The 24,224-nt window shown below is 70.0% G+C and carries 18 protein-coding genes; 10 read left to right on the forward strand and 8 right to left on the reverse strand.

Annotated features, from left to right (window positions below):
• The 4 genes from B7438_RS08455 to B7438_RS08470 form a co-directional block, all read right to left on the reverse strand.
• On the reverse strand, positions 1-3,293 hold a 3,293-nt coding region (locus B7438_RS08455), incomplete at its 3' end, for a glycosyltransferase family 2 protein (RefSeq protein ID WP_143465743.1).
• A gap of 62 nt (positions 3,294-3,355) precedes the next feature.
• Positions 3,356-3,676: a WhiB family transcriptional regulator gene (locus B7438_RS08460; RefSeq protein WP_082581223.1), complete on the reverse strand. Its 321-nt coding sequence runs from the start codon at positions 3,674-3,676 to the stop codon at positions 3,356-3,358.
• 194 nt (positions 3,677-3,870) lie between these two features.
• Positions 3,871-4,833 (reverse strand): UDP-glucose 4-epimerase GalE, encoded by a 963-nt coding sequence (gene galE, locus B7438_RS08465; protein WP_085369113.1) that lies wholly within the window; start codon positions 4,831-4,833, stop codon positions 3,871-3,873.
• Positions 4,834-4,905: 72 nt separating this feature from the next.
• Complete coding sequence (locus tag B7438_RS08470; RefSeq protein ID WP_085369114.1) at positions 4,906-6,084, reverse strand: acyl-CoA dehydrogenase family protein; 1,179 nt, start codon at positions 6,082-6,084, stop codon at positions 4,906-4,908.
• 128 nt (positions 6,085-6,212) lie between these two features.
• Here B7438_RS08470 and manA point away from each other — a divergent pair, with 128 nt between their 5' ends.
• From manA to B7438_RS08485, 3 genes are read left to right on the forward strand one after another with little or no spacing between them, the layout of a single operon-like run.
• The gene (gene manA / locus B7438_RS08475; protein ID WP_085369115.1) at positions 6,213-7,433 is read left to right on the forward strand and encodes a mannose-6-phosphate isomerase, class I; all 1,221 of its coding nucleotides are present in this window, start codon (positions 6,213-6,215) and stop codon (positions 7,431-7,433) included.
• Positions 7,434-7,457: 24 nt separating this feature from the next.
• On the forward strand, positions 7,458-8,783 hold the full coding sequence (locus tag B7438_RS08480) for an O-antigen ligase (protein ID WP_085369116.1): 1,326 nt from the start codon (positions 7,458-7,460) through the stop codon (positions 8,781-8,783).
• A 10-nt stretch (positions 8,784-8,793) separates the two neighbouring features.
• Positions 8,794-10,083 carry an exopolysaccharide production protein gene (locus B7438_RS08485; RefSeq protein WP_085369117.1) on the forward strand — a complete coding sequence of 430 codons (1,290 nt, stop codon included), beginning with the start codon at positions 8,794-8,796 and terminating at the stop codon, positions 10,081-10,083.
• Here the strand turns inward: B7438_RS08485 and B7438_RS08490 are convergent.
• Positions 10,025-11,407 carry a lipopolysaccharide biosynthesis protein gene (locus tag B7438_RS08490; RefSeq protein ID WP_256921932.1) on the reverse strand — a complete coding sequence of 461 codons (1,383 nt, stop codon included), beginning with the start codon at positions 11,405-11,407 and terminating at the stop codon, positions 10,025-10,027. The genes B7438_RS08485 and B7438_RS08490 overlap by 59 nt on opposite strands.
• A 79-nt stretch (positions 11,408-11,486) precedes the next feature.
• Between B7438_RS08490 and B7438_RS08495 the strand changes: the two genes are divergently transcribed.
• Entirely contained in the window at positions 11,487-12,380 is an 894-nt protein-coding gene (locus B7438_RS08495; RefSeq protein ID WP_085369118.1) for a glycosyltransferase, read from the forward strand.
• A 174-nt stretch (positions 12,381-12,554) separates the two neighbouring features.
• Entirely contained in the window at positions 12,555-12,764 is a 210-nt protein-coding gene (locus tag B7438_RS08500) for a hypothetical protein (RefSeq protein WP_085369119.1), read from the forward strand.
• A 6-nt stretch (positions 12,765-12,770) separates the two neighbouring features.
• Here B7438_RS08500 and B7438_RS08505 read toward each other — a convergent pair whose 3' ends face one another.
• Entirely contained in the window at positions 12,771-14,642 is a 1,872-nt protein-coding gene (locus tag B7438_RS08505) for a hypothetical protein (protein WP_143465745.1), read from the reverse strand.
• A gap of 91 nt (positions 14,643-14,733) precedes the next feature.
• On the opposite strand from B7438_RS08505, the gene B7438_RS08510 reads away from it, so the two are divergent.
• The 5 genes from B7438_RS08510 to B7438_RS08530 are packed head-to-tail and all read left to right on the forward strand — an operon-like array spanning position 14,734 to position 20,712.
• Positions 14,734-16,290, forward strand: a complete 1,557-nt coding sequence (locus B7438_RS08510; protein WP_143465746.1) for a DUF2142 domain-containing protein — start codon at positions 14,734-14,736, stop codon at positions 16,288-16,290.
• 30 nt (positions 16,291-16,320) lie between these two features.
• Positions 16,321-17,055 carry a glycosyltransferase family 2 protein gene (locus tag B7438_RS08515; protein ID WP_085369122.1) on the forward strand — a complete coding sequence of 245 codons (735 nt, stop codon included), beginning with the start codon at positions 16,321-16,323 and terminating at the stop codon, positions 17,053-17,055.
• Positions 17,056-17,057: 2 nt separating this feature from the next.
• On the forward strand, positions 17,058-17,435 hold the full coding sequence (locus B7438_RS08520; RefSeq protein WP_085369123.1) for a DUF2304 domain-containing protein: 378 nt from the start codon (positions 17,058-17,060) through the stop codon (positions 17,433-17,435).
• A gap of 6 nt (positions 17,436-17,441) precedes the next feature.
• Positions 17,442-19,031 (forward strand): DUF2142 domain-containing protein, encoded by a 1,590-nt coding sequence (locus B7438_RS08525; protein ID WP_085369124.1) that lies wholly within the window; start codon positions 17,442-17,444, stop codon positions 19,029-19,031.
• A gap of 25 nt (positions 19,032-19,056) precedes the next feature.
• Positions 19,057-20,712: a DUF2142 domain-containing protein gene (locus B7438_RS08530; protein WP_085369125.1), complete on the forward strand. Its 1,656-nt coding sequence runs from the start codon at positions 19,057-19,059 to the stop codon at positions 20,710-20,712.
• On the opposite strand, the gene B7438_RS08535 is transcribed toward B7438_RS08530, so the two are convergent.
• Positions 20,687-21,676 carry a glycosyltransferase family 2 protein gene (locus B7438_RS08535; protein ID WP_085369126.1) on the reverse strand — a complete coding sequence of 330 codons (990 nt, stop codon included), beginning with the start codon at positions 21,674-21,676 and terminating at the stop codon, positions 20,687-20,689. The genes B7438_RS08530 and B7438_RS08535 overlap by 26 nt on opposite strands.
• Positions 21,677-21,678: 2 nt before the next feature.
• Positions 21,679-24,156: a glycosyltransferase gene (locus tag B7438_RS08540; RefSeq protein ID WP_085369127.1), complete on the reverse strand. Its 2,478-nt coding sequence runs from the start codon at positions 24,154-24,156 to the stop codon at positions 21,679-21,681.
• Positions 24,157-24,224 lie beyond the last annotated feature (68 nt).

Raw genomic sequence — 24,224 nt, forward strand, 5'->3', positions numbered from 1 at the left:
GTGGGGACCAGCGCATCCGGGGTGGATGCGGGGTGCTGGTGCTCCGCGGCGGTGTCGCGCTCGGGGACGGGCTCCGGATCCGGCTCAGTGTGTGGCTCTGGCTTGGCGATCTGCGGCTCGACGGCGGGCGCTGGCTCGGCCACGGTTGTGGGCTCCGGTTCAGGCTCGACCGCTGGCTCCGACTGTGGCTGTGGCTCGACCACCGGGTCGGGCTCAGGCACCGGCTCTGGCTCAACCTCCGGCCCCGGGGCAACCACAGGCTCCGGCTCCGGCTCCGCCGCTTCCTCCACCTCGGAGGACTCGACGGCCGCCTCGTCGTCGGGTTCCGCCTCGTACTCCGAGAGCGTCTCGTCGGCCACGGCCTCTTCGCCGTCCTTCGGCTGCTCCGGCTCGTCGTCGGGCGTGACGACGAGGTCGTCCTCGTCGCCGTGGCGGCGCTTCGGGCGGCGGGAGTTCAGCTCGGCGACGCGGTCGGCCGAGCGCGTGGTCGGGATGGCCATGAGCAGCGTGATGCCGATGACGATGCCCTGCACCAGCAGCACGATCAGCCGCCAGGTCCCTCCGGCGTCCGCGGGGACGAGCGCGGCCTTCGGCTCCGCCGAGGTGCCGCGGTCGAACGCCCAGAGCTGCCCGCTCACCGTCGCACCCACGGGGGCGAGCAGCGGGTTCGCATCGAGGGCGGTGGATGCGCGCACCCCGCTGACCTTGGCAGGCTCGCTCACCGGGGCGTTCCCGCCCGTGCTCTGGTTCAGGTCCACCGCTGCCGGTGCGAGCAGTACGAAGTCGATGCCGAGGCGCTTCATGGTCGGAGAGCCGTCGTAGCCGCTCCGGGACGACAGGTTGCCCGCGAGCGTCGCCAGCTCCTTCTGCTCGGGTGACAGCGTGCGCTCCGTCGAGCTGAGGGTGCTCTGCGCGTCGAGCGTCTGCCCGGCGCCGCGGATGAGTTCCGCCGCGATGCCGCCGTCCGGCTGCGGCGTGATGCGCAGCGTTCCCGTGCGGGGCTGGGTGGCGGCCTTGGCCGTGACGACCGCCGGCATGGTGCGTCCGTCGCTCTCGACCACCTTCGACTGTCCGTCGTGCAGCGCGATGGCGGAGGGGACGGCGGCGATGGCGAGCGTGAGGAGCGCGACCCAGGCCGGGTAGACGGCGGCGCGGCCGATAGCGGAGAGCGCGAGGACCGCTGCCCCGATCAGTCCGAGCCAGTAGAGGCTCACGGCCGTTCCGGGCCAGATCGGCACGACGCTGGATCCGGCGAACGTCACCTGGACGTGCAGCGCGGCGACCGCGGTGAGGAAGCCGACCAGGGCGACCAGCAGCGCGACGATCGCCCTGCTCGACCCGCGGAGGAAGAGGGCCAGGATCGCCAGCACGCCGAGCGGCGCGAGCAGGATGGGGACGATGATGTTCGGGGCGGCCTCGGCGAGGTCGAACGGCAGTACGGAGCCGAGCGCGTGCCAGCCGCCGAGCGTGCCGTCCGGGAAGCCGAGGGCGAGCTGCCAGGCCGGCGTCTGCCGCGCATCCAGTGCCACGCCGGGGTCGGCGAAGATCGACAGCCACGCCCCGCGGGAGATCTGCTGCCAGACCAGAGGCGCGAACAGCACAACAGCGGGCAACGGGATGAACGCGATGCGTGCGGCACGGCGTCCACCGAACGCGATGGCCGCGATCCAGGCGACAGCGAGGGCCGGGATGAGCACGGGTGCGCACGCCGCCGTCGCCGCGGCGAGCAGCGCGGTGACCGCGCTGGCCGCCCACGACCGGCGTGCGGCGAGCCCGGCGAAGAACAGCCACGGGAGCAGCACGTGCGCGAGCACGGCAGCAGGACGGCCGCCCTGCAGCGCCACCAGCAGCGTCGGCGCGAGTGCGTAGGCGAGGCCGGCGAAAATGCGCAGCGTCGTCTTGGAGGTGAGCCGCGCCGCCGCCAGCCACGCGCCGAGCGCTGCGAGCGGGACCGCGAGGAAGTAGAGGCCGACGATCGAGACGGACGGCTGCCAGAAGGTCAGCGTTCCGAGCACGGCGAGCACCGCCGCGAACGGGTCGGCGGCTCCGGTGAAGCCGAGCCCGACATCCCGCCAGCCGTAGCCGAGGTTCGCCCACAGCTGGCCGACCGACGCGTTGAGCGGGAGCAGCCCTCCCCCGGTGAGCGCCGCGCTCCCGAAGAGCGGGAAGAACAGGGCGACGCCGATGACCAGTGCCGCGAGCACCGTCCAACCGCCACCCGTGCCGAAGAAGTCGAGTTCCTGTCGCTCGCCCTGCTGGCCGACCTGCGCGGCCTCGCGTTTCAGCGCGCGACCACGCCGCACCTCGTCGAACGGGATGCGCAGCGGAGCGACCGCCGCCCAGCCGACGGTCTTGTTCTGGGCGAGCGTGCGGCGGGCGGTACTCACGCGCATCCCGGAGAACGCGACGCTGAACGCCGCGGCCAGCTCGCCGCCGACCGAGCCCGGCTCCTTGCGCAGGATGCGGCCGATGGAGCGGAGGATCGCGAGCGGCACGAGGCTGAGCCAGTGGAACGGCACGGCAGCGGCAGGCGCGTAGACCATCCGGCGGTGCAGCTGGGCAGCTCGCCGTTCCTTGGTGAGGCGGCGGCGCACGGTCCACTTGCGGGAGAGGTTGGGTCCTGCGACGCCGTCGCCCGCGATGGCCACCCTGGCCTGGGCGACGAGGGAGACGCGGAAGCCCGCGAGACGGACCCTGGTGCAGAAATCGAGTCCGTCGTCGGCGGTCGGCAGGCCGGGGTCGAAACCGCCGAGTTTGTCCCACACGGTCTGGCGGACGATCATCCCGGCGGACGAGACGCCGAGCACGTCGGTGAGGCCGTCGTGCTGCGCCTGGTCCATCTCGTTCTCGACCAGCGGCACCGCGGCGCCGAGCGGCGTCATCGCCTCGCCGAACTCACGGATGAAGGATGCGTCGTCCCAGTCGACCAGCTTGGGTCCTGCGACGGCGACGGAGGGCGAGACCTCGACGGCGCCGAGAAGTGCTTCGAGAGCACCGGGCTCGGGTGCGGTGTCCTGCGCGAGCAGCCACAGCCACTCGTGGTCGGACGACGGAGGAGCCGTCACCCGCACGCCTGTCGCCACGGCAGCGCCGAACGGCAGCTTCTCCGGCACGGAGAGCAGCTGGGTGGGGCGGAAGTCGGCGAGCAGCTTGGCGGCGTCGTCCGTCGACGCACAGTCGACGGCGATCACGGCATCCGGTTGTCTCGTCTGTGCCGCGATGGCGTCGAGAGTGCGCTGAAGGTGGGGGCCGCCACTCTGGGCGACGACGATGGCAGTGACTCTCGGATACATCGGGAGTCAGCCTAGGTTGGCCTCGCGTCGATCCGTGGAGGCAGATCGGGCGCGGCGCGAATTCAGCTGGCGCGCTTGCGCAGCTTGCGGCGTTCGCGCTCGGACAGCCCACCCCAGATGCCGAACCGCTCGTCGTTCGCGAGAGCGTATTCGAGGCACTGGGTGCGAACCTCGCACGAGGTGCAGATGCGCTTGGCGTCGCGGGTCGATCCGCCCTTCTCGGGGAAGAACGCCTCCGGGTCGGTCTGAGCGCACAGCGAGTCGGACTGCCAGGCCAGCGGATTGTCGTCGTCGACATTCGGCCGGACACCCGGAACCCCCAGTTTGACCGGGTCGATGAACCAGTCGTCGGGTACTCCAGAGCGATATTCAGGAACTGTCATATCGGACTCCCACCCATTAACTGCTAAGCACGCAAGACAACGTGTTGGAATAATTACACCGTTGTCATTCGCAAGAGTCAAGTCGCAAATCGTAAAGCCTTGAGTCCTGGTCGAGAGTTCGCGACGCGCCGACGCTCCACAACAATCCCGACACGCCCGGCCGTTCTACCCCCGTCGGACGGCCAGGAGAGGGCTCAGGATGCCGCTTGGCGTGCTTCCCAGGCGCTCCGAACCATCTCGTCCAGGGTGTGGCGCATTCTCCAGTCCAGATCCCGGGCGGCGAGTTCACCGGATGCGACGATCCTCGCAGGATCTCCGGCGCGGCGCGGCCCCACTTCTGGGGTGAAGTCGATGCCGGTCACTGCGGCGACGGTCGACATGATCTCGCCGACGGAGACGCCGTCGCCGCTGCCCAGGTTGTAGACGGGCTCGATCGCCTCGTGCGCATCCAGTCGCTTCGCGGCAGCGACGTGCGAGACGGCCAGGTCGGCGACGTGGATGTAGTCGCGGACGCAGGTGCCGTCCGGCGTCGGGTAGTCGACGCCGTTGATGCGCGGCGTGCGGCCGTCCACCAGCGCGTCGAACACCAGAGGGAAGAGGTTGTGCGGGCTGGTGTCGCGCAGCGAAGGATCGCCGGAGCCGACGACGTTGAAGTAGCGCAGGCTGGTGTGGCGGAGACCGGCGGCGATGCCCTGGTCGCGCAGCAGCCACTCCCCGATCAGCTTCGACTCGCCATACGGGGACTCCGGGCTCTTCGGCGTGCTCTCCGTGACGAGGTCCGTGTCCGGCGTGCCGTAGACGGCGGCGGAGGACGAGAAGACCATCGCATCCACCCCCGCCTCCTGCATGGCGGCGAGCAGCACGGCGGTCGCGGTCACGTTCTGCTCGTAGGTGTGCAGAGGACGCTGCACGGAGACGCCCGCGTACTTGAAACCGGCGACGTGCACGACGCCGGAGACGCTGTTCTCCGCGAAGACCCGTTCGAGCAGCGCGCCGTCCAGGATGGTCCCCCGATAGAAGGGGACGTTCGCCGGCACGAACTCCTCATGCCCGCTGGACAGGTCGTCGACCACGACGACGTCGATGCCCTCCGAACGGAACGCCCGCACGATGTGCGAGCCGATGTACCCAGCTCCTCCGGTCACCAACCACGCCACGCGGTCCTCCTCAAACGCTCGACTGCCGAACGCCCAGCCTATCCGGCCCGCCGGCGCCGAACGGATCGCCTGCTAGACGAAGGCGGCCTGGCCGGTGATCGAGCGGCCGACGATGAGGGTGTTCATCTCGCGGGTGCCCTCGTAGGAGTAGAGGGCCTCGGCGTCGGCGAAGAAGCGGGCGACGTCGTAGTCGATCACGATGCCGTTGCCACCGAGGATCTCGCGGCACCAGGCGACGGTCTCGCGCATCCGGGAGGTGGCGAACGCCTTGGCGAGTGCCGAGTGCTCGTCGCGCTGCTTGCCGGTGTCGAGCATCTCGGAGACGCGCGTGCAGAGGGCGATGGATGCGGTGATGTTGCCGAGCGACTTGACCAGCAGATCCTGGATGAGCTGGTGGGCTCCCAGAGGCTTGCCGAACTGGATGCGCTCTTTCGAGTACGCGACGGCTGCCTCGTACGCGCCGATCGCGACCCCGACGGCCGCCCAGGCGACCTCGGCGCGGGTGAGGCGGAGCACGGCCGCGGTGTCTTTGAACGTGTTGGCGTTCTGCAGGCGCAGCGACTCGGGCACGACGACGTTCTCGAGCGTGATGTCGGCGTTCTGCACCATGCGGAGGGACTGCTTGCCCTCGATCTTCGTCGCGGTGTACCCGGGCGTCGAGGTCGGGACGATGAACCCCTTCACCTGGCCGTCCTCCGCGCTCTTCGCCCAGATGATGGTGATGTCGCTGAACGTGGCGTTGCCGATCCAGCGCTTCGAACCGTTGAGCACCCAGTTGTCGCCGTCGCGCGTCGCGATCGTGCGCAGGCCCTGCGCGGAGTCCGAGCCGGAGAGCGGTTCGGTCAGGCCGAACGCCCCGAGCACCTCGCCGCTGGCGAGCTTCGGCAGCCACTCCGCCTTCTGCTCCTCGGAGCCGCAGACGCCGACGGCGCCGAGGGCGAGGCCGTTCTGCACGCCGACGTATGTGCTGACGGACGCATCCACCCTCGCCAGCTCCAGGGCGACCCAGCCGCGGAACACGGCCGAGTTCTCGAACGGAGCGGTCTCCGGGAAGCCGAGCCCGACGGTGCCTGTCTTGTGCAGCCCCTCGATGATCTGGTGCGGGAACTCCGCGCGCTCCCAGTGCTCGTTCACGATCGGCTTCACCTCGGTCTCCAGGTAGGAGCGGAGGTGGGCGAGGAAGTCCTTCTCCTGGGTGCTGAGAAGGTCCTCGTATCCGTAGAAATCGCTGGCGAGGGACTCGAAGGACATAGCTGCTCCATTGCGTCGTACGGCGGGATGACGGGTCGGCTGGCGACCAGCGCCAGCCTAGGGAACCGGCAATGCCGCGCAAAAGCGATTGGTAGTTTGGTCTAACGAATCGAAAGGGACCACGACGGATGTTTGTGCGCATCGGCAATACCCCCCGCGACTACGCCTGGGGTTCGACCACTGCCATCGCCGGGCTGCTCGGCACCGAGCCGAGCGGACGACCGGAGGCGGAGCTGTGGCTGGGCGCGCATCCCGGATCGCCGTCGGTGATCGCCGACCCGGCGCAGACCAGTGGAGCGGCGGACCTCGCCGCGTGGACGGCCGCCGACCCGCAGACGTCGCTCGGGCGGCAGGATGCGCTCCTGCCGTACCTCCTGAAGGTGCTGGCCGCCGCCGGCCCGCTGTCGCTGCAGGCGCACCCGTCGTCCGAGCAGGCCGCCGCCGGGTTCGCGCGGGAGAACGCCGCGGGCATCCCCATCGACTCCCCCGAGCGCAACTACAAGGACCCGTTCCACAAGCCGGAGCTGATCTACGCGCTCAGCGACACCTTCGACGCGCTCTGCGGCTTCCGCGACGTCGAGCGAAGCGCAGCACTGTTCTCCGCGCTCGCTGAGACGGCGGACGACGGCGAGCGCGCGGTGATCGCGTCGTTCGCCGGCACCCTCGCCGGCGAGCCGACCGAGGTGCTCCGCCGCGCGACCGAGTGGCTGCTCGGCGGCGACCCTGCGGTGGGCGAGCTGGTCGGCGCCGTCGTCGCCACCGCGCTCTCCGTCGAGCCGGACCCGGCGGGCGACGACCTCGCTGTCGCCGCAGACACCGTCCGGATGCTCGCGGAGGCGTTCCCCGGCGATCCGGGCATCGTGCTCGCGCTGCTGCTCAACCGCGCGACCCTGCGCCCGGGCGAGGTGCTGTACCTGCCGGCCGGGAACATCCACGCGTACCTGCGGGGGCTCGGGATCGAGCTGATGGCGGCGTCCGACAACGTGCTGCGCGGCGGCCTCACGCCGAAGCGCATCGACGTGCCGGAGCTGGTGAGCATCCTGGACTTCCGTCCAATCGTGGCGACGCCGATGGCCGCGGAGCATCCGGCGCCCGGCGTCGACGTGTTCCGACCGGATGTGCCCGACTTCGCGCTCGACCACATCACGGTCGGGGCAGGGACGCCGTCCACGCGCATCCCGCTGCCCGGCGCGGCCATCGCGATCTGCACGGCAGGCTCGGTGGAGCTCGCCGGGGAGCACGACGGGCTGACGCTGGAACGCGGGCAGTCGGTGTTCGTCACGCCCGACGAGGAGTTCGTCTCCGTCTCCGGCGACGGGACGGTGTTCGTCGCGACACCGAACGCCTGAATTGCCGTCCGCTAGTCTTCCGAGGTGACCTCCGCACCCTCCGCTTCGTCCGTCCGGGCACGCGTGGCCGCCGCCGCGTCCGGATCCGGCGCTGCGGCGTTCGCGACACTGCTGCTGTTCACGCTGTTCGCGGGCGATTTCTGGCGCAACCTGATCAGCTGGCCTGGCTACTTCGTGCTGGCCGGGCTGCTCGCCGCCGCGAGCATCGTCGTCCTGGTGCGCACGCGGCCCGCTTTCCACTGGCGCAGGCTGCCCAGGATGCTCGTGCTGTTCCTCCTGCTGGCGACCGTCTCGATCGCGTGGTCGGCGTACCCCGGCGCGAGCGCGCTCGGCGTGATCGCCCAGTTCGCGACCACCGCCGGCGCGCTCTACCTGGCGCTCGCCCTCGACTGGCCGCAGCTGCTGCGCGCGCTGGCGAACGCGTTCCGCTGGATCCTGGGACTGTCGCTGCTGTTCGAGTTCGTCGTGGCCGCGTTCGTGCGGCATCCTGTGCTGCCGTTCTGGGCGGAGTACCAATCCGGCAAGCTGCCCGCCGCGTTCTATTGGAGCAGGGGGCTGCTGTTCCACGGCGGGCAGATCCAGGGCATCCAGGGCAACAGCAACCTGCTGGCGATGGTGGCGCTGCTGGCCGTGATCGTGTTCGGCATCCAGCTCGCCGACCGCACCGTGCGCCGCGGGGCGGGCATCACCTGGCTGGTGATCGCGGTCGGGACACTGGCGCTCACCCGCTCGTCGACGGTGATCGTGGCCGGGCTGGCCACCGCCGTCGTGTTCGCGTTCGCCCTGTGGATGCGCAGGGTCGCGCCGGACCGGCGCCGTCCCGTCTACCTCACCGCCGCAGCGCTCGTCGTGGTGGCCGCCGGGCTGCTGATCGCGTTCGCCTCGCGCATCCCCGCCCTGTTCGGCAAGAGCGAGGACCTGACGGGCCGCCTCGACATCTGGCACTCGGTGATCGGGCTGGCGCAGCAACGCCCGGTGTTCGGCTGGGGCTGGGTGAGCTACTGGGCGCCCTGGGTCTCCCCGTTCAAGAACCTCGCCGAACGCAACGGCGTCACCTACCTGCAGGCGCACAACGCCTGGCTCGACGTCTGGCTGCAGCTCGGCATCGTCGGACTCGTGGTGTTCATCCTGCTGGTCGCGACCACGCTCGGCCGCTCCTGGTTCTTCGCCGTCGACCGGCCGAGGACCACGATCGCGGACGACAAGCCGTACACCGCGCTCGGGCTGCTGCCCCTGCTGCTGATCGCCGCGCTCATCGCGCAGAGCGCAGCGGAGAGCCGCATCCTGATCGAAGCGGGGTGGGCGCTGCTCGTGGTGCTGTCCGTGAAGACGAAGCAGAGCACACCGTAGGATTGCGTTCATGGCCGCGACCCGTCGAACCCTGGTCCCCGTCGCGGTGACCGAATTCCTGGGTTCGGCACGGTTCAATTCGGCGCTCTCGCTGGTGGCCGTCGGTGTCGGGTTCTCGACCCACGCGATCCGGGCTCTCATCGGCTGGCCGGGGCTCATCGGCGCGCTCGGCGTGGTGGTCGTGCTCGCCGCACTGTCGTTCGTCGCGCAGAGGAAGCTGATCGAGTGGCACGGCCTACTGCCGATCTCGATCCTCCTGTTTGTGGGCTGGTGCGCCATCTCGATCTTCTGGAGCACCTACCAGTGGGCCACGCTCGCCGGGGTGATCTACCAGCTGAGCTTCGCCTTCCTGGCCGTCTACATCGCCCTGGTGCGGGATGCGATCCAGATCGTGCGCGTCGTCGGCGACGTGCTCCGGGTGCTGCTGACCGCCTCCCTCGCCCTGGAGGTGCTGAGCGGGATCCTGCTGGACCTGCCCATCCGGTTCCTCGGCATCCAGGGCAATATCGCGCTGGGCGGCCCGATCCAGGGCCTGTTCGGGTCGCGGAACGCGCTGAGCATCGTGGCGCTGATCGCGTTCGTGACGTTCCTCGTCGAGCTGAGGACGCGGTCGGTGCGGGCGCCGCTCGCCGCCGTCTCCATCTCGCTGGCCGTGCTCTGTCTGCTGTTCGCGCACTCCCCCGTCATCGCGGCGGTCGCCGTGGTCGTCGGCCTCGCGACGCTCGCGCTCTTCGGCCTGCGCAAGGTGCCTGCGCACCAGCGGCCGTACTACCAGTGGGGTCTCGCGGTGTTCACCATCGCCGCCCTCGTCTCCGCGTACATCTACCGCACCAGGGTGATCGACCTGCTGAACGCCAGGGCCGACTTCCAGGTGCGCTACAAGCTGTGGATCCAGATCTGGGAGCTCATCCCGGTGGAGCAGACCGTCGGCTGGGGCTGGGTGGGCAGCTGGCCGACCGAGCTGTACCCGTTCACGGCCATCCAGGCGGCAACGGGCGTCTACCACTCGGACGGCCTGAACGCCTATCTCGACGTCTACCTGCAGGTTGGCATCATCGGGCTGCTGCTGTTCGTCGCCCTGGTCGCGCTCGCGTTCGGCCGCTCGTGGCTGCTCGCATCCAACAAGCGCAGTGTGGTCTACGCCTGGGCGCCCCTCGTGCTGGTCGCCCTGCTCGTGACCAGCGTTTTCGAGAGCTCGATCCTGGTGGAGGCCGGCTGGCTGCTCCTCGTGATCTGCGGGGTCAAGGCCTCGCAGGGGATGAGCTGGCGACTTCGGCTGGCGCGGCACGACCAGAGCTGACCCGCAGCCACACCAGGTGCACCACGAGCCCGACGGCCGGTCCGGATGCGAGGGCCAGCGCCGCACGGATCGGCAGATCCAGCGGGATGAACAGCACGGCGAGCGAGACGAGCGACGCCACCACCCACCCGGTCGCGTATCCCCCGTGCAGCCCCTTCGCGAGCACGGCGGAGCCGCTCACGCAGAGCGCGCCGATCAGCCCGGAGGACGCGATCAGGGCCACCAGAACGTCGGCGCCAAGGTCGAACTGCGCGCCGAAGACGAACTGCATCACGGGCACGCCCCACAGCCAGGCGGCCAGGCAGAGCACCACGATCACCGCGGCGATCCCGGCGATGATCGTCAGCATGGTGCGGGTGGCGCGCTCCGGATGGTGCGAGAACTGGCTGACCAGGAAGCTCGACAGCGCCATCAGCGGCACCAGGATGGGCGCCCTCGTCAGCGTGACGGCGAGGACGAGCGAGCCGAGGTCCGCATGGTTGTCCGGTCCGGAGAAGAACGACAGCACCAGAGGGAAGCCGTTGATGAGCACGGCGGTCGCGGAGGCGGCCAGCATCGTCCTGCCGGTGTTCGCGATCAGGGTGGAGAGCCCGATGCTCACCCGGGCGTTGGCGACGAGCGCCTTCGGGGCCGAGGCGAACACGATCGCCAGCGAGACGGGGAACGGCAGGATGACGGCGATGGCGAGCGCCACGAGGTCGTCGGTGAACGCCAGCACGGCGACGACGCCGATCACGCGCAGCACGCCGTCGAGCGCGACGATCGCGGCGAGCTGCCGCCACATCCCCGCCCCGGCCATGACGCCGGATGCGGCGGCCACCAGGCAGTTGAGGCCCGCGCCGAACGCGACGAACCAGGCGAGGCCGGCGTTCTGCGCGCCCAGGCTCGGCGTCGCCCAGAGCAGGCTGGTCGCCAGCACGGCGATCACGACGACCACGGCGACCATCGCGGCGAACGACCACATGGAGGTGCGGCGGATCGCGGCGGCCGCTCCTGCGCCCACTCGGCCGGCGCCCGCATCCACGGCCTGCACGGCGGTCTGCGCCACGGCACGCGTCGACTCCTGCTGAAGCCCGAACAGGATGCCGACCACCAGGAACAGCGCGGACCAGAACACCGAGAACACGCCGTAGCCCGCGGCGCCCACCGAGGTGAACACACGCCAGGTGACCACGTATCCCGCGAGCCCGGAGACGACCGTCGCACCGAGGATCAGGACGACGGACGAACGCCCGCCCGACCCCGCCGGCTGCGTCTCCCACTCGTCGGGAATCGGCTCGTTGAGCGGCTCATAGCTGGTGATGGGAGACTCCAGGGGTGGCATGACAGGATGGATGCTCTGCGCCTCGGCGCGGCAGGCCAACCATACGACGAAAAGCTCCGAGCGGACGAAAACCTCCACCGTGACCATCGACATCATGATGCCGTTCTACGGCGACCCCCAGCTGTTCCGCGACGCCGTCCACAGCGTCATCGCCCAGACGGACGACGACTGGCGTCTCGTCGTGATCGACGACGTGTACCCGGACACGGAGCCCGGCGAGTGGGTGAGCGCGCTCGGTGATCCGCGCATCCACCATCTGCGCAACGAGACGAACCTCGGCGTGAGCGGCAACTTCACCAAGTCGGTGCAGCTGGTGACGAGCGAGCACTTCGTCCTGATGGGCTGCGACGACCTGCTCGAACCCGGCTACATCGCCAGGATGCGCGCCGCCATCGCCGCTCATCCCACGGGCACATACTTCCAGCCGGCGGTGACCGTGATCGGCGACGACGGCCGCGAGACGCTCCCCCTCGCCGACCGGGTCAAAGGCTGGTACCGTCCCACCCACAGCGCGCCGGCCGAGCTCAGCGGGGAAGCGCTCGCGGTGAGTCTGCTGCGCGGCAACTGGACATACTTCCCGTCGATCTGCTGGCGAACGGAGGCGGTGCGCCGCCACGGCTTCGACCCCGACTTCGACGTCGTGCTCGACCTCAACCTGCAGATCGACATCGTCCTCGACGGCGGCAGCCTGGTGCTGCTGCCCGACCACGAGTTCCGTTACCGGAGGCACGCGGGCAGCGTCTCCTCCTGGACGGCGCAGGACGGCACCCGCTTCGACGAGGAGCGCGCGTTCTTCCTCACGAAGGCGGCTGTGCTGCGGCGGCACGGCTGGCGCAAGGCGGCGCGCGTCGCGTCGGCGCACTGGTCGTCGCGGCTGAACGCGGCGACCAAGCTGCCGTCGGCGCTCGCGAAGCGCGACGGCGCCGGGCTGCGGGCGTTGCTGCGGCACGTGTTTCTAGGGTGGCGGAGTTGATGTCAGTATTTCGGCTGAAATTGATATCTAACGCGTAACCGAATGGCTACCCTGGCCGCAGTGGGCAACGAGGCCCAACGCCAGGAACGGAAGCCGCATGAAATCTCCTCTCACCGCCGGGGACAATCACGCAGAACGGTCGCCAGCAGACGCCGGGTTCGTCTGCTGGGCCCAATGAGCCGGTCGACGCTGCGGCGCAACCGGCTGGGGTTCATCCCGCTGGCCGCCGCCGCGATTCTGACGATCGTCGGCATCGTCCTCAATCTCAGCGACCACTCCGGCGCGAACCGTGGAGGGCCGTTCCTCAATCTCGGCGGCATGATCGCCGTCGCCACGCTCGCCGTCGTGCTCATCGTGAACGCGCTGCGGGGTCCGTCGGAGTAGCCGACCTCACCCGCTGACCGGGATGCGCCCCACCAGCACCGTCGCATCCAGGCCGGGGCAGGTCGCCGCGAGCTTCGCCCGCAGCGTCTCGTCCCTCGTGCGGATCGTCACGCCGCCGTCCCACGCCTTCACCGCCGAGCAGACGTCTTTCAGCGAGCGGACGTCCAGGTAGTACGAATACGGGCGGATCGGGTCGGTGCCGCTGGTCGCCGATGCTCCGAGGAGCCAGAGGTTGGCGAAGCCGTCGGCTTTCCAGTCGTAATAGCCGACGAGCATGTTCTTGGCGTCGGTCGGGTCGTCGAGGGCGAACATCGCCGGGAGCACGTCGTCTCCGGAGGCGACACCCTCCCCCGCGAGGATGTCGCCGTACGGCACCAGTGCGCCGAGTGTCGGTGGTTTGGGCAGCACGCTGGCCGCGATCGAGACGACCGCGATGAGCACGCCCGCCGTCGCCGCCACCCGCGGCCACACGGTGAGGTCGACCCGCGAGAGCCGGTCGAGCGCGAGGCCGATCACCACCACCAGCAGCAGGATGCCACCGAACCAGACGAGTTTCGCCGGGTAGTAGCCCCACCAGTACGCGTCGGCCTGCTCCTGCGTCCCGAGATAGGCGTACAGCCCGGCCAGCGCCGCGGACACCGTGACGACGCCCGTGAGGTCGGCGCGGTGCGCCGCCGTGCGGGCGGTGACCGCCGTGATCGCCACCGCCAGGCCGATCAGGATGAACAACAGGGCGGGGCTCACCGGCGCCATCGAGCCCCCCTGGGCCAGCTCGCCCTGGTCGCGGCGCAGGTCGCGCAGGGAGACCAGCACGGCATACACCAGCAGCTGGGCGCCCGCGACGGCGAGGATCGTCCAGGACAGCCAGCCGAACGATCGGGGGCGGCGCAGGATGAGCCGGATCGCGGCCACCGCGGCGAGCGCGAGCGGCACGATGGCGAGAAACGCCCAGAGCGCCAGCAGTGCGGTCGTCATCGCCAGCAGCAGCGCGACGGCCACCACAGGAGCCCGTGGTGCCGCCCGCCAGGCGAGCCAGCTGCCGAGCAGGCAGGCGACCGTCGGCATCACGTTGTAGAAGCCGAACTCGAACGAGAAGCCTGCCACGAACCAGGATGCGATCAGCGCAGACCCGAGCACGGCCCCGATCGCGCGGAACACCGGATGCTCCGGCCGCACCAGCTGCGCGACCACCAGGCCGGCGAGCAGGCTCGTGATGACCGTCGCGAGCGCGAACACCCCGGCCATCGCGGCGATGTCGTGGTGGAACAGCTCGGTCGTCTTCGCCCCGGCCCGGCCCGGCGCCATGCCGGCCGCGAGCAGGATGGCGGTCATCGGAGACGAGTTCGGGTGCAGCGACGGGTTGAGGCCGCGGTCGTCGAGCAGGAAGCGGGCGGACACCAGGTTCCAGACGGCGTCGCTGCGCATCGCCCAGGAGAGCGCGTTGCCGTCGCGCAGCGCGGGCAGGATCGCGAAGACCGTCCCGACCATCGCGGGCACGACGGCCGCGGGGAGGACACCCCACCAGACGGCTCTGCCCGGTAGGCGCATCCGGTCGCCGCTCAGCGCGACGAGCACCAGCCCGGCCAGCGCGATCACGACCAGGACGAGCAGGTTGCCGGTGAAGACGCCGAGCCCGATCCTGTGGAAGATCCGGATGCCGTACGCCTCGACCGCGAGCGGGACGGCGATGGCGGAGAGCACGCCGAGGCTCCAGCCGGCGAACGCGGCGACGCCCGTGGCCAGGCAGAGGGCGGCGGCGGCGGCGAGCACCCACACGGTCCAGCCGGCCCCGACGACGACCAGCCCGGCCGCGACGACGACGAGCAGCACACCGGCCACCCACCAGCGGGACGCGGGGCGACGGGTGATATCGTCCACTGTGTTCCTCTCCGATGGAACCCGGTTGTTCGAGAACCGAACCTACCTCACCACCGGGCCATCGGCCATCCGGACGACGACAGGACGGTGCATGACCCAGCACGACGGGGACATCCGCCCCGCTCGCCGCCCGCTGACCGTGTTCGGCATCGCCTTCGGGCTGCTGTTCCTCCTGATGGCGAGCTTCTCGATCGCCACCCCTCCTGGCGCGAGCCCGGACGAGCCCGCGCACGCCATCCGCGCCAACGCCGCAGCGCACGGCGAGCTCTGGGGGCCGGAGTCGAAGACCATCCCCGGCACCATCGACCAGACCGTCTCCACCTACTTCGCGAAGCTCGAGTCGCACATGCCGTGCTTCAAGAGGAACGTGGCCGTCACGGCCTCCTGCGTCACCCCCATCCAGAACCCGGATGCGCCGACCACCGGCCACACGTCGACCACCGTGAACACGCCCGTCTTCTACGTGCTCGTCGGCTGGCCGACCGCGTTCCTCGACGGTGCGAAGGGGCTGTACGCGATGCGGCTCGTGAACGCGCTGCTCTGCTCCGCCCTGCTCGCGCTCGCCTTCACGGCGCTGCGGAGCCTCCCCCGCTCCCGCTGGGCGCTCGGCGGTCTCGCGGTCGGCGTCACCCCGATGGTGCTGTTCCTCTCCGGGACGCTCAACCCGAACGGCATCGAGGTCGCGGCCTCCGCCGCGGCGTTCGCGCTCCTGCTGCTGACCTTCGGAACGCCGGCGGCCGGGCGGTGGCTGGTGCTGCGCATCCTGGGCATCGTGGTGGTCAGCCTGCTGCTGGTGAACACCAGGAGCATCGCGATGCTGTGGCTGGCGCTCGCGTTCGTGATCGCGCTGCTGCTCGGCAGGCGGGACGTGCTTCGCACGGTGTTCCGGTCGTGGCTGACCTGGGTGGGCATCGTCGTGATCGGCGCCGTCGCCGTGGCGGCGACCTTGTTCTACCTGCGGCCGCGGTCGCTGACCCCCGGGTATGCGCCCGTCGGAGCCGGCAGCAGCTGGTGGCAGGGATTCTCCAACACCATCGACAACACGTTCAGCTTCATGGTCGGCTGGATCGCCCAGTTCGGCTGGCTGGAGATCCCGGCGCCAGCGCTCTCCGTGGCCGTGTTGGCGAGCATCGGCGGGATGGTGATCCTGCTCGGCGCGACTCTCGGCCCCCGCCCCGTGAAGATCGGCGCGCTCCTGCTCGGGCTCGCCATCGTGTTCGTGCCGCCGTTCTCGCAGGCAGCGGTCATCCACGACGCCGGATACATCTGGCAGGGCAGGTACACCATCGCACCCGCCGTGCTCCTCGCGATCCTCGCCGGGATCGGGCTCGACCGCGCTCTGCCGGCCGCCGACAGGCGGCTCACCGCCGTGATGCGCGTGTCCGTCGTGCTGCTCGGCATCGGCCAGCTCGCCGCGTTCCTGTGGATGCTCCGCCGGTACGTCACAGGGCTGCAGCCGAACCTCACCTGGATCGACATGATCAGGGCGCCGCAGTGGCAGCCGCCGGGCGGATGGCCGACCGTCGCCGTCGTGTTCGCCGTCGCGACCGGGCTGTCCGTCTGGTTCCTGATCAGGGCGCTCAGCAGGACGTGCGAGAATATCGAACCGACAGCCGAGCTCCCGACCGGCCGGTCGCACCAGCTCTGACGCCCACACCGATCTAGTACGTTGACTTCCATGCCCTTCGATCTCTCCCAGACGCTGATCGTGATGCCCGCCTTCAACGAGGAGGCATCCGTCGCAGCCGTCGTCGCCGAGGTCTACGCCAAACTTCCCGGCGTCACCTGCCTCGTCGTCGACGACGGCTCGACCGACGACACGGCGCACATCGCCAAGGAGGCGGGGGCCCTGGTCGCATCCATGCCGTTCAACATGGGGGTCGGCGGAGCACTGCGCCTCGGCTACCAGTTCGCGAGGGACAACGGCTTCTCCGTCGCCGTGCAGATCGACGCGGACGGTCAGCACGACCCTGGCAACGTGCCGTCCCTGATCGCTGCCCTCGACGGCGCAGACCTGGTGATCGGCGCCCGCTTCTCCGGCGAAGGCGACTACGAGGTCCGTGGCCCGCGCCGCTGGGCCATGAACGTGCTCTCGACCGTCCTCAGCCGCGTCGTCCGGACGCGCCTGAACGACACCACCAGCGGCTTCAAGGCCGCCGGTCCGCGCGCCATCGCCCTGTTCGCGCACTCCTTCCCCGCCGAATACCTCGGAGACACCATCGAGGCGCTGGTGATCGCCGCCCGCGGCGGTCTGCGCGTCGCCCAGGTGCCGACCTCGATGCGTCCCCGCGCCGGCGGCCAGCCGTCGCACAACCCGATCAAGGCGGCCGTCTACCTGGCCCGCGCCTTCATCGCCCTCCTCGTCGCGCTCATGCGCCCCCGCACCGCCATCAAGGAAACGGCAACGGCCTGACCATGTCGATCACCAGTTACATCTTCGGAATCCTCGCAGCCCTCCTCACCCTCGCTGTGGTGATCGAGATGCTGCGCCGCGGCCGGATGCGCGAACGGCACGCGATCTGGTGGCTCATCGCCGGTGTGCTCGCGCTGATCATCGGCGTCTTCCCGACCATCCTGGACTGGGCGGCCGGACTGATCGGCGTCGGGGCTCCGGTGAACCTGGTGTTCTTCGTGAGCATCGCCGTGCTGTTCCTGGTCTGCATCCAGCACAGCTCCGAACTGACCACCCTCGAGAGCAAGACCCGCACCCTCGCAGAGCGCAGCGCTCTGCACGAGCTGCGGATCGCCGAGCTGGAGCAGCGCATCGCCGCACTCAGCGACGAAAAGGAGTAGCGCAGGGTGAGCACCACCGCCAGCACGCCGACCGCCGGCCCATCCACCCTCCCCGGCGACCGGCCCAGGGTCTGGCGCGCCTTCCTGGTGGTCTGGGTGCTGCTCTCCGCCCTCTGCGCGAGCTGGGCGATCGCCACCCCGATCGGTGCATCCCCGGACGAGCCTGCGCACATCGTCAAGGCGGCGAGCGTCGCGCGCGGCCAGTTCATCGGAACGCCGTCGAAGGACGGCCACCGGGTCACCGTCCCCGCGTACGTGGCGCGCACCCAGCTGGACACCTGCTTCGCCTTCCACCAGGAGCGTCCGGCCGAGTGCGGGCTCGCCCCACTCACCGACCCCGGAGCCCTCACCACCTCGTACACCACCGCCGGGCTCTACAACCCGGTGTACTACCTGCTGGTCGGCTGGCCGACGCTGCTCCTGCACGACACCTCCGGCATCTACGCGATGCGCATCGTCAGCGGCATCGTCACCTCGCTGTTCGCCGCGCTCGCGTTCTCGATCCTGTGGGGGATGCGGCGCCGCGCCATCCCGGTGCTCGGCTTCGCCGTCGCGGTGACGCCGATGCTGCTCTTCCTCGGCGGCTCGGTGAACCCGAACGGCATCGAGGCCACGGCCACCCTCGCCGTGTTCGTCGGCATCATCGCCGCCGTGCTCGACCCTGACCGCTCCCGGCTGCTGTCGCGCGCGATGATCGTGCTGGCCGGTGGAGCGGTCGCGGTCAACACGCGCGGGCTTTCGCCGCTGTGGGTGCTGCTGGCCATCCTCATCCCGTTCGTGCTCGTCCCGTGGCGGCAGGTCGTCGCGCTGCTGCGGCGACCACCCGTGATCGCCGCAGCGGCGGGCGTCGTGCTCGCGACCATCGCCGCCCTGGCCTGGACCGTCGGGACCAACTCGCTCTACAACGCCGTCGAGAACCCGGACCAGACGCCGCAGAGCTTCCTCGGCGTCGGCACCAACCCACTGAGCGGCTTCTTCATCACCCTCGTGCGCACCACCGAGTACAGCCACGGCCTGATCGGCATCTTCGGCTGGCTCGACACGCCGGCCCCTCCCGAGGTGTTCTTCATCTGGTCGGCCCTCGTCGGCATCCTGCTCGCCGCCGCCCTCGTGCTCCTCCGCTCCCGGATGCTCGTCTTCGCCTGGGTGCTGTTCGGCGCCTTCATCCTGCTCCCGCCCATCGTGCAGGCCGCGTACATCACCGGAGGCGGCATCATCTGGCAGGGCAGGTACAACATGCCGCTGTTCCTCTGCCTGCTGGTGGGACTCTCGGTCATGCTCGGCCGGCGCATCCGGGTGGAACGGGCCCCCGCGATCTGGCGGCGGTTCGGTTGGCTCGTGGTGATCGTGCTGGCGTTCGGGCAGGTCTACGCCTTCGAGAACACGCTGCGGCGATACTCGGTGACCCCGATCGGCTCGCTCAAGCAGTTCCTGTTCGGCACGCCGGCCTGGGCGCCGCCCGGCGGCAACCTGCTGTGGCTCCTGGTGTTCACGGCGGTGGTCGTGGTGGCCGGCTGGCTGGTACTGCGGTCCATCGACCGGGTGACCCGTGTGGATGCGCGCCTCGCCCCGACGGAGGAGCCTGCCGCGGTCTGACCGTCCGGTCCGATACCTTTGCCTCATGGGAAACCCACAGGCGGGAAGCGGCACGGTCGCGCCCGCCGCCACTCAGGCACCGAGACGCCGCTCCATCCCGCTGAAGCCGTTCTTCGTCGCGTGGGCCGTGCTCTTCGCGCTCACGACCGCCTGGGTGTTCGCCACCCCGCCGTCCGCCTCCCCGGATGAGCCGGCCCACATCGTGCGCGCCGCAAGCGTCGTGCGGGGCGAGCTCGTCGGGACGCCGTCCCCTGCCGGCCACATCGTCACGGTGCCGCGCTACATCGCCGAATCGCACGCCGTCACCTGTTTCGCGTTCAACCCGACCGTCACGGCGAACTGCGCGTACACGCCCAGTGCCGACCCGTGGGAGAGCGTCGAGGCCCCCACCACCGCCGGGCTGTACAACCCGCTCTACTACGCCGTCGTCGGGCTCCCGTCTCTGGTCTTCCACGATGCGTCGGGGATCTACGCCATGCGCATCCTGAGCGGCCTGCTGACCACGCTGTTCGCCGCGCTCGCGTTCGCCATCGTGGCCACGATGCGCAACCGCAGGGTGCCGCTGCTGGCGTTCGCCGTGGCGGTGACGCCGATGCTGCTGTTCCTCGGCGGCTCGGTGAACCCGAGCGCCCTGGAGGCGACGGCGACCCTCGCCGTCTTCTGCGGGATGCTCGCGATCACCCTCTCCCCCGACGCCTCCCGGCTCACCGGCCGGGCCGTCGTGGTGATGGCCGGGGCCGTCGTCGCGGTCAACGCGCGCGGGCTCTCACCACTGTGGGTGGCGCTCGCGCTCGTGGTGCCTCTGCTGCTGCTGGCCGACCGGGATGCGCTGGTCGCGCTCCTCAAACGACGCGCCGTCATCGTGCTCATCGCCGTGGTCGCCGCCGGCACCATCGCTGCCGGGCTGTGGACCGTCGGCACCAACTCGCTCGCCAACGCCATCGAGCATCCGGATCAGGCGCTCTCCTTCCCTGGCATCGGGGCGTCGCCGCTCGTCGGCTTCCAGAAGGTCTTCATCGGGACCGTCGGATACAGCCAGGGCCTCGTCGGCCTGTTCGGCTGGCTCGACACCCCTGCGCCGGATGTGGTGCTCTACCTCTGGGGGCTCGCCATCGGGGCCATCGTGGTCGGCGCCGTCGTCGTGCTGCGACGTCGCCGCCTGTTGGTCGCGTGGCTGCTCGTCGCCGCCTTCCTGCTCTGCCCCGCGCTGGTGCAGGCCGCGTACATCCACGGCGGAGGGATGATCTGGCAGGGCAGGTACAACCTGCCGCTGTTCCTCTGCCTCATCGTCGGACTCGCCGCGCTGCTCGGCGAGACCGCGTTCGTGCGCGCGCCATACGCCTGGCGGCGCATCGCGGTGATCGTGGCCGTCGGCGCCGCCGGGGCGCAGTTCTGGGCCTTCGAGTCGACGCTCCGCCGCTACGCGGTCGGCTCCAACGGCTCGATGCGCACCTACCTGTTCGGGCAGTCCGCGTGGACGCCTCCGGGCGGCACTTGGCTGTGGCTGGCCCTGTTCGCCGTGCTGCTCGTGCTGGCGGCGGCGCTGCTGCTGCACGTCTCCGCGTGGTCGCGCTCCGAGGAGGACGACGTCGAGCCGGTGGATGCTGTACCTGTGAATGCCGTGCAACCTACGGAAGAGACCGCACCCGCCGGCCTCACGCCGGCTGGAACAGGTCTCTGACCACATCCATCCAGCCCTGGCTCGCCAGGCGAGGGTATGCTCCGCCCGCCGCGAGCCGGAGCACGGGCACGAACCGTTTCACCCTGTTCGCCGGAAGCTCGGCGCGCGTCGCCTCGAACGCCGCCTTCTCCTCGGCGAGCGCCACCTTCGACGAGTCGACGCCGTCCGCACCGCGCAGGCTGTCCGCCAGGATGCGCGAGCGCGCGGCGAGCATCCGGTTGCGGTCGCCGCGGGCGCCGAGAACGCGGCGGATCTTGTGGCCGATGGTCGGGTCGCCCGCCCCGATCTGGTTGGCGGCGTGCCGCCGGTAGCGCGTCAGCGGCTCCTCGCTCAGGTCGAGCCTGTCGCGTGCTGCGGCCTGGATGGCCAGCCACTCGTCGTGCACCCACTCGGCGGGGAACGGCGCGCACGCCGCCACCAGGTCGCGGTGCACCATCGCCGTGGCGCCCGTGGCGATGTTGCGGCGCACGAACACCGAGAACGCGCGTCCGGAGTGCACGGCCTGCCTGTCCTCCTCCGACACTTCGAGCACCCCGAAGATCGTGCCGCCCGTCGGGGCTCCGTCGTCGTCGATCAGCTGCGCGTCGGTGTGCAGGAAGCCGAGTCCGGGCCGCGCGTCGAACATCGCGACCAGCTTCTCCAGCTTCCGCGGCTCCCACTCGTCGTCCTGGTCGCACAGCGCGATCAGCTCGCCGGTGGATGCGCGCAGCGCCTGCTCGAAGTTCGCGGTCACCCCGAGCGGCGTCTCGTTGCGCAGCAGCACCACCTCGGGGTTCCAGCCCGTCGCCGCCTCGTGCGCCCGCAGCTCCTCCTCGACCATCGCGATGGTCGCGTCCGTCGAGCCGTCGTCGGAGACGACCAGCTGCGTCGGAGGCACCGTCTGGGCGAGCACGCTCGCCAGCTGCCTGCGGATGTATGTCGCGCCGTTGAACGTGCAGAGCGCGACGGAGACCGGACGGGTCACGGTCAGCGTCTCCCCAGCCTGCTCCGCACCTTCTTGACGACGACGGCCGGACCGCCGTTCTTCATGTAGTGGAAGAACAGGCCGACATCGTGGCGGACCCCGTGCTTCTTGCGCCTGGTCGTCGCCTTGCGCGGCGCGCCGCCCGTCCCGACGACACCCTTCGCGACCAGGTCGGCCGCGTGCCGGGGGTCGGACACGAAGTCGACGAGCGGCGCCAGCACCACGCTCCAGAAGTAGCGCTTGCGCACCCGCTGGATGTTGCGCTTGGCCGCCGCGATGAACTTCTCGTCGTAGAGCACGGTCTCGAGGGCGGCGGTCAGCGCATCCACGTCGCCGGACGGGACGACGACGCCGAGCTTCTCCTCCTCGACCAGCTGCGCGAAGTGGTCACCCGCGGTGACGACCATCGGCAACCCTGCCCACAGGTAGTCCAGGATGCGCGTGCGGAACGAGAACGTCGTCTCGACGTGCGAGAAGTGGGTGCTGACGCCCGCGTCGGCCTCGGTGAGGTAGTTCTGCCTGTCGGCGTAGTCCACCCACGAGCTGTTGAAGAACACCGAGGTGTCGAGCGCGCCGAGCTCGCTGGCGAGGGCACGGGACTCCGCGACGATCGCCATCTCCGGCACACCGGGATGCGGGTGCTTGGTGCCCTGGAAGAACAGGCGGACGTCGTCGTGCGTCTCCGACAGCTTCGCGACGGCGGTGATGAGCGACTTCGGGTCGAACCAGTTGTAGAGGCCGCCGCTCCACAGCAGGAGCTTGTCGTCGGCGCCGATCCCGGGGAGGACGCCCTTGAGCACATCCCGTTCGTGCGCGGGCGCCGTCTCGGACAGGCCGAAGGGAACGACGTCGATGAGGTGGTCGAGGTCGGGATCGTCGGCGTAGTTGGCCGGGTTGATCCGGCCGAGCGCAGCGAGCTGGCCCAGGTAGAAGTGCCGCTGGCGCTCGGAGGCGCAGAGGAAGAAGTCCCCGCGTTCGAGCTGCTCGTTGAGCACGTCCGTCGCGTCGCCAACCTGCTTGTCCCACTGCTCGCGGCCGAGTTCCTTGCCCTGTTCGAGCTGCTCGAGGTGCATCGGGTCGTAGACGTCGGCGACGATGATCTTGTCCGTCTTGCGCAGACTGTCGAACAGCGCCATCGCGAGGCCCTGGAAGACGATCACGTCGCTCTCGCGCTCCAGCTTGCGCATGGAACGGTCGTCGCCCGGCCGGATGTGCACGATGTCGAACGGCGCGGACACCGGCTCGACGCCGGACAGCGACACGAGGGTCACCAGGTTGTCCTTCGCGAGCGCCTCCGCCATGCTCCACGCCCGGATCGCCGGGCCCGCCATCTTGACGCCGATCGGGTCGCCGGTGATGACCAGCACGCGGGTCACATCCGGTGTCTCGGTGACCGGGAACGCCGTGACCAGCTTGTCGTAGCCCTCGAGGTAGTGCTCCGCCGTGTACGACGGGGCGTCGGTCTCGCCGAACAGCGACCAGATGCGGCTGTCCGAGACGACCCTGCTGCGCTGGATCTGCTCGCGCGACTCCACCAGCGACGGCAGGTGCTCGACGAACTGGTCGATCGCATAGACGGCGGCGACGGTCTCCTTCGAGATCTCCATCGTCGGGTCGTTGGATGCGCCCTTCCGCAGGTCGAACGAGGTCGAGTCGAGCCCGCCCTTCGCCACACCGCGGCGGACGGTCAGCGCGAGCGTCGCGGGAAGCGCGTTGGCGAGCGCCTCGTCCCCGAGGTTCTTGTACTGCGTGAACAGCGCGTTCCGTTCGAGGAGATACGTCTCCTTGAACGCGCCGAACGACGACATGGATGCGTGGTGCTTGTGATACGCCAGCGATGCGGGCTCGTAGACGTAGCGGTGGCCGAGCAGGTTGAGCCGCCAGCCCAGGTCCACGTCTTCGAAGAACATGAAGTACCGCTCGTCGAACCCGCCGAGCTGGTCGTACACCGACCGGCGGACGAACATCGCGGATCCCGTGCCGAACAGCACGTCGTGCGGCACATCCGGGGTGTTCGGCACCGGCTGGGCGGTGAGCGGCTTGTACCCCTGGCCGAACCAGGTCATCGCCGACCCGATGAAGTCGACGTTCTGGCCCTCCCAGTCGAGCACGCGACTGGCGACAGCGCCGACCGACGGGCTCGACTCGAACCGCTCGACGGCGGCACGAACCCAGGCCGCATCCGGCTTGGCGTCGTTGTTGAGGAAGGCGACGTACTCGCCGCTCGCCTCCTTCACGCCCAGGTTGCAGCCACCGGCGAACCCGAGGTTCGTCTTCGACTCGATGAGCAGCACGTGCGGCGCCGCCGACCGGATGCGCGCGGCGCTGTCGTCGCCTGAGGCGTTCTCGACCACCACGATCTCGAGACGGTCGGCCGGCCAGTCCAGGCGGCCGAGGTGTTCGATGGCGGTGAGCGTGTCGTCGGTTCCCCGGAAGTTGACCAGGACGACCGAGACGACTCCGTGACGCGTTGCAGGCATACGGTCCTTTCGCATGGGCGTGTGCGCCCGCCAGCTTACCAAGGCGTGCTGTGGCGGCCGCGTCGTCC

The organism is Leifsonia sp. NCR5, assembly GCF_002105485.1.
GTDB lineage: Bacteria > Actinomycetota > Actinomycetes > Actinomycetales > Microbacteriaceae > Leifsonia.

Bases quoted from the DNA above. Each gene is read 5' to 3' on its own strand.
- B7438_RS08460 (WP_082581223.1), bottom strand. From the start codon at position 3,676: ATGACAGTTCCTGAATATCGCTCTGGAGTACCCGACGACTGGTTCATC.
- B7438_RS08470 (WP_085369114.1), bottom strand. From the start codon at position 6,084: ATGTCCTTCGAGTCCCTCGCCAGCGATTTCTACGGATACGAGGACCTT.
- manA (WP_085369115.1), top strand. From the start codon at position 6,213: ATGTTTGTGCGCATCGGCAATACCCCCCGCGACTACGCCTGGGGTTCG.
- B7438_RS08485 (WP_085369117.1), top strand. From the start codon at position 8,794: ATGGCCGCGACCCGTCGAACCCTGGTCCCCGTCGCGGTGACCGAATTC.
- B7438_RS08490 (WP_256921932.1), bottom strand. From the start codon at position 11,407: ATGCCACCCCTGGAGTCTCCCATCACCAGCTATGAGCCGCTCAACGAG.
- B7438_RS08500 (WP_085369119.1), top strand. From the start codon at position 12,555: ATGAGCCGGTCGACGCTGCGGCGCAACCGGCTGGGGTTCATCCCGCTG.
- B7438_RS08510 (WP_143465746.1), top strand. From the start codon at position 14,734: ATGACCCAGCACGACGGGGACATCCGCCCCGCTCGCCGCCCGCTGACC.
- B7438_RS08515 (WP_085369122.1), top strand. From the start codon at position 16,321: ATGCCCTTCGATCTCTCCCAGACGCTGATCGTGATGCCCGCCTTCAAC.
- B7438_RS08520 (WP_085369123.1), top strand. From the start codon at position 17,058: ATGTCGATCACCAGTTACATCTTCGGAATCCTCGCAGCCCTCCTCACC.
- B7438_RS08530 (WP_085369125.1), top strand. From the start codon at position 19,057: ATGGGAAACCCACAGGCGGGAAGCGGCACGGTCGCGCCCGCCGCCACT.
- B7438_RS08540 (WP_085369127.1), bottom strand. From the start codon at position 24,156: ATGCCTGCAACGCGTCACGGAGTCGTCTCGGTCGTCCTGGTCAACTTC.